The sequence below is a fragment of the Roseovarius azorensis genome (genome assembly GCF_900109455.1).
In the GTDB taxonomy this organism is placed as follows: domain Bacteria; phylum Pseudomonadota; class Alphaproteobacteria; order Rhodobacterales; family Rhodobacteraceae; genus Roseovarius; species Roseovarius azorensis.
This window is the reverse complement of the sequence record NZ_FOAG01000027.1, coordinates 1-11,877: the sequence shown is the minus strand read 5'-3', so window position 1 is coordinate 11,877 and position 11,877 is coordinate 1. Positions and strand designations below refer to the sequence as shown.

Sequence of the window (11,877 nt, the reverse complement as noted above, 5' to 3'; positions counted from 1 at the left end):
GGTTTGCCCATGATCCACCTCCAAACAGAAGTGAATCAGACAAAAATCCTCCTGTGAATCCCCATTCGATTCAGATCAAACGCAAACCGCTTTAGTGTTCAGCCAGCGGCCAGTTTCTTGGCGGTGTTTCGCACCAATCTCCTTCAGCGCGGCGCCGTAGGACCGCAGCCGATCCGTGACGATAACGTTCGGGCGGCCATGCTTACGCGTTGCTTTCTTTAAGAATTTCAATGCGGCTTTCTTGTCGCGCGTCCTTGTGACAAAACTTTCCAGGACTTCGCCTTCGTGATCCACGGCCCGCCAAAGGTAGTGCCACTCCCCATTGATCTTCACCAACATCTCGTCGAGGTGCCAACGCCATCGGCTGGATTTCATCCCCTCAATCCGTCGCTTTCGAATCTTCGCCGCGAACATCGGGCCGAACCGGTGCCACCAGTATCTCACCGCTTCGTGGCTGACATCGATGCCACGTTCGTGGAGCAAATCCTCGACATTTCGAAGGGACAGAGGAAAACGGACGTACATCATCACCGCCAGGCCGATAATCTCTCGGCTCGTCTTGAAATAGCGAAATGGGTCAGGTTTGGTCATCCGGCGAGGTTACGAAACCGCCCTGCCTGTCAATCGGCTCAAGCTGGTTTCGTCTGACAGTGCCCATCATCCTTCAAAACCACTTCAAAGAATGATACGAATTAAAATTCCGGGTGACTAGGGCTTGTCCGCAAAGGCTAGAGCTGCGTTGACACAGCTTGCAGTTGGATAGCGTTCTGAACGGCAGGTTCCGATCGACAATGGAACGCACTAGTATAGATCCAAATGCGAAGCGTGTGGTTGGCTTGTCGGAATATAATTGGATAAAATCAAACTTAAGTATCGTAAAGTTTCGTTTTCCAAACGTAATCGTCACAGGCATATTTCCCTCAGATGCTTGAGGTGCCCCGCACGGGTAGCAGCAGATGCCCGCACCGGCTGAAACTTCCGGCACCTGACAGGAGGAAGAAATGCAAGACAGAAATGATATTTTCCGCCACGATTACCTGAACGGGATGCGGCAGGTGGCCTGTTCGGTGGCAGTTGTCACAACCGACGGAATCGCGGGACGACATGGCGCGACAGTCAGTGCGTTCTGCTCGGTTTCAGCCGATCCCCCGACCGTACTGATATGCCTGCGCTGCGATAGCCGGATCGCTTGTCTGGTCGAGCACAACAAGGTCTTCACGCTCAACATCCTGCCACAGGAAAGACAGGATATTGCACGCACCTTTGCCGGTGAGTTCGACACCATGAACCCGGATCGGTTCGCCAAAGTTGCGTTGACACATCTTGAGGGCCTTGCACCCGGTATCGACGGCGCCACCATTTTCGGATGCGACGTTGTCAGAACCGAACAGCAAGGAAGCCACATAATCTTCTTCGGCAAAGTCAAACATATCACGGCCGAAAACCGTAAGCCTCTCACCTATCTGGACGGCGCCTACCGCCGGATACAAGACGACTCCATACGTCTGAGCGCCTGAGCCGAGGCGCATCGAGCGGCCTCGCTCATTCCCCGGACACATCCAAGATCAGAGAACAAGCACATGGATTTCAACATACACCTCTCGATGGACCTCTACGACAAGACTTATGGGGGAGACCGACTTTATGCCGACATGCTGGAGCAAGCTGTGCTGGCAGACAAACTGGGCTATAGATCAGTTTCGGTGACCGAACACCATCTTCTGGAACTGGGGGTCATGCCAGCACCCTTGATGGCAGCCGTTAAAATCGCCGCACATACGCGGAATGTCGACATCCTTACAGGGGTGGTTGTGTTACCGTTGCACGACATGCGTACCTACGCCGGTGAGGTCGTCCTTGCCGACATTTTCACCGAAGGAAGGCTTGTGCTCGGGGTCGGGCGTGGCGCTTTCGCCTACGAGATGGAGCGCCTTGGGATCCCGATGGCCGAAAGTCGGGAGAGATTTGATGAATCCCTCGATGTTCTCAAGGCGCTGTTGGCCGATGAAGAGGTGTCATGGGACGGGAAATACTACAAGTTTAAACCGCTCACCGTCATGCCGCGCCCGGTCCGCGCCGGAGGCCCGCGTATGATGATGGCAGTGCTTAGACCCGAGGCCATTTATCATTGCGCCAAGCGTGGCTTTCACATCATGACCAACCCGTTGACCGGAGATGCCACACATTTCAAGGAACAGGTGGACGCGTTCCGGCGTGGCAAGGCTGAATTGGGCGAGGCTGGAAAAGACCTGACGCTTGCGGTGTCGCGCGCCGCATTCATCGCCACGTCGGACGCGCATAGCAGGGCCAAGCTTGAGCAGGCGCAGGACCACTATAGCCGGTTCGATAACGTATTTACCGGACCCGGTATCGTTGACCGGGGCATGGCGCGCGCACTCCCGCGCAAACAAACGATCGACGAGCTTGCCCGGAACCTGCTGATCGGTTCATCTGCCGAGATGGTGGACCGGCTTGCGCCGTTTGCAGAGCTTGGGGTTGATATCGTCAGCTTGACGATCAATTTCGGGGCGTCCCAGCAGGAAGTCCTCGAGACAATCCAGTGTATTGCAGAAGAGGTGATGCCTCATTTCACCGTGAGCAACAGTGAAACCGCGCTGAGTGCGTGAGGTTTGATAGAGCGGTATGACAAGGATATTTCTGAAAAACCTCAACCTCTGGCGCGGCGAAGGTGACAGGATCGACGAGAATGTGACCATCCTGATCGAGAACGGTAGGATTGCGCAAATTGATCCCGGGGACACCCTTTCCGCACCCGGTAGTTCAAAAATAGTCGATTGTCATGGTGCGACGGCGATCCCGGGACTCAGCGATATCCATGTCCATCTGACCACCAATTCGGACCTCGGAAGGGTAGTGGACAACGCTACCTATCGCGCCCTCGTATCCGGAGCCGAGAAGCAACTGCACGGGCTGCGAAATGGATTGCGCGCATTGGCGGCAGGGTTCACAACGTTACGGGTGATGGGGCATCGTGATGGCGGTGATGTAGAGCTTGGCAATTTCATATCGCGCGGCCTGCTGCCGGGACCCCGGCTCAGCGTAGCGCCTTGGGTCATCTCGATGACTGCAGGGCGCGGTGATCTGTTCTATCCTCGGGCCTGGCCGCGTCAGGAACTGGACACTGCCGACGGAATCGACGAATGCCGACGCGTCGTGCGCACGCATCGCAAACTTGGTGGAGACTTTATCAAGTTCACTGCAAGCGCCGGATTGCTTTCTGCAGGTGACAAGGCCCATTGGCCGAATTACTCGGTCGAGGAAATGAAGATCATCGTGGCCGAGGCGCATGATGCGGATATGCGCGTCGCTGCCCATGCCCATGCCACCGAGGGTATCCGGCGTGCACTGGCAGCAGGTGTGGATACCATCGAGCATGGATCCTTTCTCGATGATGACTGTATCGAGACTATGCTGAATCAAGGTACATACCTCGTGCCAACTATGTCGATTTCGGATTTCATCATCCGTAATGGCGAGAAGAGCGGTGCGCGGCCCGAAGGTATCGAAAAGATGAAGTTGGCCCGCGAGATAAAGATGCGCAACATCCAAAGGGCGATGGAGGCGGGTGTCAAGGTGGCGATGGGCACGGACGCCTCAGGTAACCTTTGTCCGTTCGGGCAGAACGCACGGGAACTTGAAATATACGTCGAGATGGGCATGACGCCGGTGCGTGCGCTGGAAACAGCCACAGTGCGCGCGGCCGAGGCACTGGGCCGCGCGGAGGTGACGGGCCGTATTGAGCGGGGTGGCGTCGCCGATATCGTGCTCGTGAACGGCAACCCGCTGGAGGATATCTACGTTCTTCGTCGAGAGGGTGGGATCCGCGCTGTCTTCAAGGACGGGCAGGACATGACGAATCCATGGCCAGAACCGTTCCGCAGCGCGGGTGGCTTCTGATCTGTGTGGTTGAGAAATGACAGAGATGGAAAGGACAAACGTGTTTCGCAAGACTTCGTTTTACATCGACGGTCAATGGCAGGAGCCCTTGGCGGGCAAGGATTATTCGGTGATCGACCCCGCCATGGAAACGGCATTCGCAATGATTTCTCTGGGCGGGGATGTGGATGTCGACCGCGCGGTGGTGGCCGCCGCCCGCGCATTCACGGTCTGGCAAGAAAGTGCACGATACGAACGCATTGAACTGCTTGAGCGGCTGCTGGCAATCTACACGCAGCGCATGGATGAGATGGCGCAGACCATATCCAGAGAAATGGGCGCCCCGATGACGCTCGCGTCCGGCCCGCAGGTACAGATAGCGCGACGGCATATCAGGGCCATGATCGATGTGCTGAAAGACTATCAGTTTGACCATCCGCTGCGCGCGGACGCCCCAAATGATCGTATCCTGCATCAGCCCATAGGGGTGTGCGGGCTGATCACGCCCTGGAACTGGCCGATGAACCAGATCGCTCAAAAGGTCGCGGCGGCCTTGGCCGCGGGCTGTACGATCGTGCTGAAACCTTCGGAACTCGCGCCCCTTTCGGCCATGCTGTTTGCCGAGATGATCGACGAGGCCGGTTTCCCAGCTGGTGTCTTCAATCTTGTCAATGGCGATGGCCCAGGCGTCGGGCACGCCATCGCGCGGCACCCGACTATTCGCATGGTCTCGCTCACCGGATCGGGCCGGGCCGGTGAGGCGGTGATGCTGGCCGCAGCCCCCACGTTCAAGCGGGTCGTGCTCGAACTTGGTGGAAAGGGGGCAAACATCATCTTTGGCGACAGTGGGATTGCCGAAAGCGTCCGGCGCGGCACGTTGCAGTGCTTCAACAACACCGGGCAGTCCTGCAATGCGCCGACCAGAATGCTGGTTGAGCGCAGCTACTACGACGAGGCAGTCGCCGTCGCGGCTGAGACAGCACGCAGTGTGACCGTCGGCCCCCCATCCGAGGAGGGTGGACATCTGGGTCCACTTGCCTCTGGTCGGCAGTTTGACATTGTTCAGGATTATATCAAATCCGGCATTGCGGCGGGGGCACGATTGGTTGCAGGTGGCGTGGGACGGCCCGAAGGTGTCAAGCGCGGGTTCTATGCCCGACCCACGGTCTTTGCCGATGTCACACCTGACATGCGTATCGCGCGAGAGGAAATTTTCGGCCCTGTCCTTTCGATCATGTCGTTCGATGATGAGGATCAAGCAGTTGCGTTGGCCAATGCTAATGATCTTGGGTTGGCGAATTACATCCAAACTGCCGACCAGACCCGGGCCGAACGCTTGGCGCGTCGCCTCGAGTCTGGTGTCGTGGTGCTCAATGGTGCGACGCGCGCACCCGGCAGTCCATTCGGCGGCATGAAACACTCAGGTAACGGACGTGAAGGTGGTCGATGGGGGCTTGAAGAGTTTCTCGAGGTCAAGGCAGTAAGTGGCTGGTCGTCGTGAAATAAAATGCCACTGTTTCCTGGGACTCTAAGTATCAGCCCGCATCCACGGAAAGATGACTTCGTTTGCTTCCCGCCATACAAGGTGGACATTTCGGACGAATTCGGGCGATGCAGTCACCAAATGGAGTTCTTTGTTATCAAGCAACGGCGCTACAAGACCCAACGGCAGGTAGGCCGAGCCTCCATGAGCACGCAGATGCTCGAGCGCCCAATAGCTGATTGAGAACGTCATGCCGGCAGTACTGGCGTTCGGAAAGGCACTGGAGTGTTGACGACGAAAGTCGGGACCAAGATCGACAAACACATAGTCTGGATCAGGAGTAGCGAATGGGGCGGTCTGAGTGCTGACATGCACGATCTTCTGCTCACAAAAGTGTTGAGAGGCTAGTCCTGAACCTGAAATCGGCTCTATCGTCATGGCGAGGTCGGTCAAACCACTGCCCAGCCAAGCCGCGATTTCGTTACGACGACCGGGGCGCGCTTCGTATGCAAGTTCGGGATGTGCGGTTCGGGTCTGATAGATCCATTCCTGGCCTAGATCATGCCAAAGATCGAACTCACAGGCGAAACTGAACAGGCCGGAATAACCTTTCGGCAGGTTGATTGCCTTGCGGGCCTGTGCCCAGCCATGGACCAGCAGTTCCGCATGGGGGCGTAACTCAAACCCGGCTCGCGTCAACCGCGTACCGCGCCGTGAGCGCACCAGCAAACGCCGACCAAGCGCATCTTCCAGCGCATCTATCCGGGTCGTCACGGTCGATTGTGTAACGTTCAGCCGTTCGGCCGCCTTGTTCAAGTTTCCCGTCTCAATGACCGTCAGAAAGGTTTGCAGGAAAGTGAGGTTCATGGCACCTTCGTTGATTTTTGAAAGTCGAACTAACTCTTCATAAAGTTTCGTTTTAAGTTGTTAGGAACAATCGGCATAGTCAATCGAAATATCGAGTCTCGCGCAAACCTTTTAGCGCGATCTCAAAGTGGGAGCGAACACATGCTATGGGCGATGATGATGAGGCGACTCTTGTTTGGGTTGCTGACTTTGTTTGCAATTTCTGTTCTGGTGTTCGTCGGCACTGAAATCCTGCCCGGGGATGTGGCGCAAGCCGTCCTGGGCCAATCGGCCACAGCAGAAACGATCGCTGCCTTGCGCGAAAGGCTCGGTCTCGATCAACCGGCACCGCTGCGCTACCTGGCGTGGATTGCAGGCGTGTTACAGGGGGACCTTGGTGTTTCGCTCGCGTCTGACCGTCCGATCGCAGCCATGATTTCAAGTCGACTTGGCAACACCTTCATGCTGGCAGGGATTGCTGCGCTGATTGTGGTGCCACTGTCACTTATCCTTGGGTTACTGGCGGCAACCCGACCGCGATCACTCATTGACCGCGCAGTGTCCCACCTGACCTTGATGAGCGTTTCGGCTCCGGAGTTCCTGATTGCCACGCTTCTGGTCATGCTTTTTGCAGTGCATCTGAACTGGCTGCCAGCGATCTCGAACATCTCATCGGCGGACGATATCGGAGCCCTGGCCCGTTCGATTGCGCTACCAGTTCTTACCCTGTCACTGATGGTGCTTGCACCGATGACACGCATGACGCGAAACTCCGTGCTGAGCGTTCTGGGATCACCAGCAATTGAAACAGCAATCCTCAAAGGCTTGTCACGCCGTCGGATCGTTCTGTTCCACGCCTTGCCCAACGCCATTGCGCCTATCGTCAATATTATCGCGATGAACCTTGCCTACTTGGTGAGCGGCGTCGTGGTGGTCGAGGTGGTCTTTTCCTTTCCGGGTTTGGCCAAGCTGATGGTCGATGCCGTAGGCACACGCGATCTGCCGCTGGTTCAGGCGTGTGCGCTGATTTTCTGTTCCGTGTACGTGCTAATGAACATCTTTGCCGATGTGATCTCGGTCCTTGCCAATCCGAAACTGAGGAGGTCGGCATGACTCTGCATGAGCAACCGGTACAGGCGAGCACGAAATCTGGAATGCTATCGCCATTGGGCCTCAGCGGAACCATCGCCGTTGGCGTGCTGATCAGTTTTCTTGTGGTCGGCCTTGCCGCGCCGCTGATCGCACCGCACGGCTATAGCGAGGTGATCAGCGACATGAGCTTTCTGCCTGTCGGAGAAGCAGGTCTGCTCGGCACTGACTATTTGGGGCGTGATCTGCTGTCCCGCCTTCTATATGGAGCACGGACGACTCTGCTGCTGGCACTGGCGGCGACAGCCATCGCTTTTGTCTTCGGTGTCCTGGGCGGAGCGGCGGCCGGCATTCTCGGCGGTCGCTGGGATATGGCAATGAGCCGGATCAACGATGTCTTCTTCGGCTTTCCACAGATCATGCTGGCGCTGATCGTGGTCTCTGCCGTCGGCACGTCCTATACCGTGCTAATCGTCACCGTAGGGTTCATCGAAGGTACGCGCGTCTACCGCATCGCCCGCGCGCTTGCGCAGAACATCATGACGATGGAGTTCGTGCAGATTTCCATCGCACGTGGCGAGAACATGGGCTGGATCCTCTGGAATGAAATTCTGCCCAACGCCGCGGTGCCCCTTTCGACGGACCTTGGACTAAGGTTCACCTATTCCATATTGCTGCTCAGCGCGCTGAGCTTTCTCGGTCTGGGAGTTCAACCGCCTGCGGCGGATTGGGGCGTAATGGTGCGCGAGAATCTGACTGGGCTGCATTTCGGAGCCGCAGCAGCCCTCATGCCGGCTCTTGCAATCTTCAGTGTAACCCTTTCTGTCAATCACCTCGTCGACCTGAGGCTATCACGGATGCAGCGCGACATCTCCGAGGAACTGTTGTCATGAGCAAAGTTCTTGATGTCAGATCGCTCAGAATGGAAACCGAGTCTGGCGTTCCCATTATCGACGATGTGTCGTTCAGTGTTGCGTCGGGTGAAGTGGTAGCCCTGATTGGCGAGTCTGGCGCTGGAAAATCAACGATCGGACTCTCCGCACTTGGCTACAAGCGCCCCGGGCTTCGCTTTTCGGGCGGGCAAGTTCTGCTCAACGGTCAGGATATGTTAAGTGCGAACCCCGCAGAGTTGAGGGCGCGACGTGGCCGGGAGGTTGCCTATGTTGCGCAAAGTGCGGCGGCGGCGTTCAACGCCGTGCACAGGCTTGGATCCCAGATCACCGAGGCCCCGCAACAACATGGCATCATGTCGCGCACAGAGGCCGAAGAGCAGTTGGTCCGCCTGGCCCGGCAGATGCAGCTTCCCGATCCCGAGAACATAGCAAGGCGTTATCCGCATGAGGTGAGCGGCGGGCAGCTCCAGCGCCTGATGGTGATCATGGCCATGGCATGCCGCCCCGATCTACTCGTGTTCGACGAACCCACCACAGCGCTGGATGTCACAACCCAGGTTGAGGTTCTTGCAGCGCTCAAGGAAACGCTCCGCGACAGTGGCGCCTCGGCAGTCTATGTCTCGCATGACCTGGCCGTTGTCGCGCAGATTGCTGACCGGATCGTCGTTCTGCGCAACGGGCGCATGGTTGAAACCGGCACGACCGCCCAGATCATCGAAGCGCCTCAACAGACTTATACAAGGGAATTGCTTGGCGCCGTAAACACCGTGCCCAAGCTGAAGGCAGTGCCACGCGAGCATACGGCCAGACCGCCCGCACCAATCGTGGAACTCAAAGGTATTCAAGCCGCCTATCCGAAATACGGCAAGGCCGATGCGGCACCCGTTTTGCATGATATCAACATCAGCATTCCAAAAGGCCGCGTTCTGGGTGTCATCGGAGAATCCGGCAGCGGCAAAAGCACCCTGGCCAAGGTGATTTCAGGATTGCTGCCGCAAACTGGGGGAGAGGTTCTGCTGGACGGCCAGGTGCTGTCCAAGCGAATTCGTTCACGTTCTTTGGCACAGCGGCGCGATCTGCAATTGGTGGTCCAGATGCCGGATCTCGCATTCAACCCCGCCCGCAGCATTGCTTCCTCGCTGGATCGTCAACTTGCATTCTTCACAGATCTGTCAGCAAAGGCCCGCAAAGATCGCATCGCGGACCTTATGCGCATGGTCGAGCTTGATCCTGAAATCACTCAGAGGATGCCGCATCAGCTTTCGGGCGGACAGAAACAGCGCGTCAGCCTCGCACGTGCGCTGTCGACGGAGCCTGCCCTGCTTTTGTGCGATGAAGTCACGTCTGCATTGGATACGGTCGTAGCGGCCTCGATTGTCGACCTGCTCAAGAAGTTCAAGCATGACATCGGCCAATCGATGATGTTCATCAGCCACGATATCGCCACCGTCGCCAAGCTGGCGGATTATGTAGCGGTTCTGAAGGCGGGATGTGTGGTCGAGTTGAAGCCGCTGCGCGATCTGCTGAGCAAACCGGAACATCCCTACACACAGATGCTTCTGAACGCGGTGCCGGATTTGCGCCCCGGTTGGCTGGAATCACATCGCGGGGATGCCGGAGTCCGGAGCGCGGAGCACAATTTCTCGGAGCGGAACCGGACAGGCGCCGCATGACAGGATCGGCGCATTTGCCATTTACTTTCAATGACAATCAACAAGGGAGAGAACGATCATGAAACCTAATGAATCAAGACTTCTGCTACCGGGTCGGCGCGATGTCCTGCGCGGCCTTGGCGTGACAACTGCCGTTATCGGCACTGCCGGGCCGTTCGCGCTGTCTGGCGGGCGCGCATTGGCCGCAACGCCGCAGCGAGGCGGGCGTCTGCGCATCGGCTGGTACTCTTCAAGCGCGAACGATACGCTGAATCCTGTCCGCCTGACATCAGCATATGACTGGATGCGGGCGCATCTCATCATGAACCCGCTGGTCCGCTACGATGCTCAGATGAACCTGGAACCCGACCTCGCTGTTTCCTGGGAGTCGGATGATGCAAAGGTTTGGACATTCCGTCTGCGCGAAGGCGTCGAATTCCACAATGGAAAATCTCTGAGTGCCGAAGATGTGGTCTATTCCCTGGACCTGCACAGGGGCGACGACAGCGAGAGCGCGATCAAGGCCTGGTTCTCGGCAGTAGAGGACATCTCGGCGGTCGACCCCATGACTGTGCGGATTACTCTTTCATCGCCCGATGCTGACCTGCCGCGCCTTCTGGGCTGGCCGTCCACCATGATTGTGCCCGCCGGGTTCACGGATTTTGCCAATGCTGTAGGGACAGGCCCGTTCCGCCTGCAAGAGTTCGAGCCGGGCGTTACCCTACGCGGCACGCGTTATGAAAATTATCATTTCGACGGCAAACCCTACGTGGACGAGATACAGACAATCGGTATCAGTGACAGCTCGGCGCGCATGAATGCCCTCCTGTCTGGCGACGTGGATTACATCGCGGGTGTCGATCCCAAGGTTGTCCATCTCATCGAGCGCGCCAACGGGGCCGAGGTTGCTGCTGCGACGGGGAGTCAGCATTTCACCTTTCCGATGCGTTCAGAGCATGACCCCTATTCAAATGTCCACCTCAGGCAGGCACTGCGTCATCTGACAGATCGGCAAGCCATGCTTGACAACGTGCTGAAGGGCTATGGTGCATTGGGCAACGATCATCCATTCTCACCGGCTGATCCTTATTTCTGCAATGAGATTCCGCAGCGTGCCTTTGATCCCGAAAAGGCGAAGTGGCATCTGGAACAGGCGGGGCTGGATGGTGCCAAGCTTACCCTGCATACCTCAGAAGCGGCGGGTGGTGCTATGGCACCGGATCTGGCGCTATTGCTCAAGGAGTCAGCGGCAGCAGGAGGGGTGGAAATCGAGGTAAAGCGCGAGCCAACCGACAGCTACTGGAGCGGTGTGTGGAACAAGCAGCCCTTCGCGATGTCGAACTGGCTTCCGCGCCCGACGGCGAACATGATGCTGTCGCAGGTCTATCTTTCTGACGCCAAGTGGAACGAGGCGAATTTCCAGAATGAGCGTTTTGATACGCTCGTTCGAGGTGTCCGGTCAGTGACGGATGAAGCTTTGCGCCGCGAGATGTACTGCGAGGTGCAGCAAATTCTCTATGACGAGGGCGGCTCCATCATTCCGCTGTTCATGAACTGGATCGACGCCCGCAGCGATAAGCTGAATGGTTGGGAAGGGCATCCTTTCGGTCCTGCCGATGGTTACCGGCTTGGTGAGCAGGCTTGGTTTACGGCGTAAATCCACGTTTGTTGTGTCAGGCGATTTTTCGCTGCCGCCTGACACGCAACCTTTGAGCGGTCGAAAATAGTGCTACATCTCTGATTTCGTAGAGTATTTGTTGCACGACTCATCAAACGTTGACTTGGCGTTGACTCGTTTTGCGCTTATGCTGTGCAAGTGAAACGGTCAACGTTTAAGCGTTTGTTTTATTAAGTGATTTTGGTTGCGGGAGGGGGATTGGAACAAGCTCGTACAAATAAGGCAATTTTGATCTCAGTTTGATCGTAACGCTCCGGCGGGGGCCGTCTGACTTCGGCTACGATCCGATAGTAAGTCCGACGTTATGTCCGACTTTATCAACCGCCCTCAAATCGAAGT

The 11,877-nt window shown here is 57.0% G+C and carries 9 protein-coding genes and 1 pseudogene; 8 read left to right on the top strand and 2 right to left on the bottom strand.

Annotation, left to right across the window (positions count from 1 at the left end; translation table 11 throughout):
* Positions 1-87: 87 nt before the first annotated feature.
* Positions 88-591: pseudogene (locus tag BSG08_RS18910) on the bottom strand (IS6 family transposase); the annotation flags it as partial.
* A gap of 410 nt (positions 592-1,001) precedes the next feature.
* Between BSG08_RS18910 and BSG08_RS18905 the strand changes: the two are divergent.
* The 4 genes from BSG08_RS18905 to BSG08_RS18890 all read left to right on the top strand — a co-directional run bounded on the left by BSG08_RS18905 (position 1,002) and on the right by BSG08_RS18890 (position 5,398).
* Positions 1,002-1,517 (top strand): flavin reductase family protein, encoded by a 516-nt coding sequence (locus tag BSG08_RS18905; protein ID WP_093039400.1) that lies wholly within the window; start codon positions 1,002-1,004, stop codon positions 1,515-1,517.
* Between the two features lie 63 nt (positions 1,518-1,580).
* Entirely contained in the window at positions 1,581-2,627 is a 1,047-nt protein-coding gene (locus BSG08_RS18900; protein ID WP_093039399.1) for an LLM class flavin-dependent oxidoreductase, read from the top strand.
* A gap of 82 nt (positions 2,628-2,709) precedes the next feature.
* On the top strand, positions 2,710-3,918 hold the full coding sequence (locus BSG08_RS18895; RefSeq protein WP_175544839.1) for a metal-dependent hydrolase family protein: 1,209 nt from the start codon (positions 2,710-2,712) through the stop codon (positions 3,916-3,918).
* A gap of 40 nt (positions 3,919-3,958) precedes the next feature.
* Positions 3,959-5,398 (top strand): aldehyde dehydrogenase family protein, encoded by a 1,440-nt coding sequence (locus BSG08_RS18890; protein WP_175544840.1) that lies wholly within the window; start codon positions 3,959-3,961, stop codon positions 5,396-5,398.
* A 27-nt stretch (positions 5,399-5,425) separates the two neighbouring features.
* On the opposite strand, the gene BSG08_RS18885 is transcribed toward BSG08_RS18890, so the two are convergent.
* The gene (locus tag BSG08_RS18885) at positions 5,426-6,247 is read right to left on the bottom strand and encodes a LysR family transcriptional regulator (protein ID WP_093039397.1); all 822 of its coding nucleotides are present in this window, start codon (positions 6,245-6,247) and stop codon (positions 5,426-5,428) included.
* Positions 6,248-6,388: 141 nt separating this feature from the next.
* Here BSG08_RS18885 and BSG08_RS18880 point away from each other — a divergent pair, with 141 nt between their 5' ends.
* From BSG08_RS18880 to BSG08_RS18865, 4 genes are read left to right on the top strand one after another with little or no spacing between them, the layout of a single operon-like run.
* On the top strand, positions 6,389-7,339 hold the full coding sequence (locus BSG08_RS18880; protein WP_093039396.1) for an ABC transporter permease: 951 nt from the start codon (positions 6,389-6,391) through the stop codon (positions 7,337-7,339).
* Positions 7,336-8,208, top strand: coding sequence for an ABC transporter permease (locus BSG08_RS18875; RefSeq protein ID WP_093039395.1), 873 nt, complete (start codon positions 7,336-7,338; stop codon positions 8,206-8,208). Before BSG08_RS18880 ends, BSG08_RS18875 begins: the two co-directional genes overlap by 4 nt.
* A complete protein-coding gene (locus BSG08_RS18870; RefSeq protein WP_093039394.1) occupies positions 8,205-9,881 on the top strand; it encodes an ABC transporter ATP-binding protein in 1,677 nt (558 codons plus the stop codon). The genes BSG08_RS18875 and BSG08_RS18870 overlap by 4 nt, the downstream gene beginning before the upstream one ends.
* A 58-nt stretch (positions 9,882-9,939) precedes the next feature.
* Positions 9,940-11,517 (top strand): ABC transporter substrate-binding protein, encoded by a 1,578-nt coding sequence (locus tag BSG08_RS18865; RefSeq protein ID WP_093039393.1) that lies wholly within the window; start codon positions 9,940-9,942, stop codon positions 11,515-11,517.
* Positions 11,518-11,877 lie beyond the last annotated feature (360 nt).

Coding starts and splice junctions, on each gene's coding strand:
- BSG08_RS18865 (WP_093039393.1), top strand. CDS start 9,940: ATGAAACCTAATGAATCAAGACTTCTGCTACCGGGTCGGCGCGATGTC.
- BSG08_RS18905 (WP_093039400.1), top strand. CDS start 1,002: ATGCAAGACAGAAATGATATTTTCCGCCACGATTACCTGAACGGGATG.
- BSG08_RS18900 (WP_093039399.1), top strand. CDS start 1,581: ATGGATTTCAACATACACCTCTCGATGGACCTCTACGACAAGACTTAT.
- BSG08_RS18875 (WP_093039395.1), top strand. CDS start 7,336: ATGACTCTGCATGAGCAACCGGTACAGGCGAGCACGAAATCTGGAATG.
- BSG08_RS18870 (WP_093039394.1), top strand. CDS start 8,205: ATGAGCAAAGTTCTTGATGTCAGATCGCTCAGAATGGAAACCGAGTCT.
- BSG08_RS18880 (WP_093039396.1), top strand. CDS start 6,389: ATGCTATGGGCGATGATGATGAGGCGACTCTTGTTTGGGTTGCTGACT.
- BSG08_RS18885 (WP_093039397.1), bottom strand. CDS start 6,247: ATGAACCTCACTTTCCTGCAAACCTTTCTGACGGTCATTGAGACGGGA.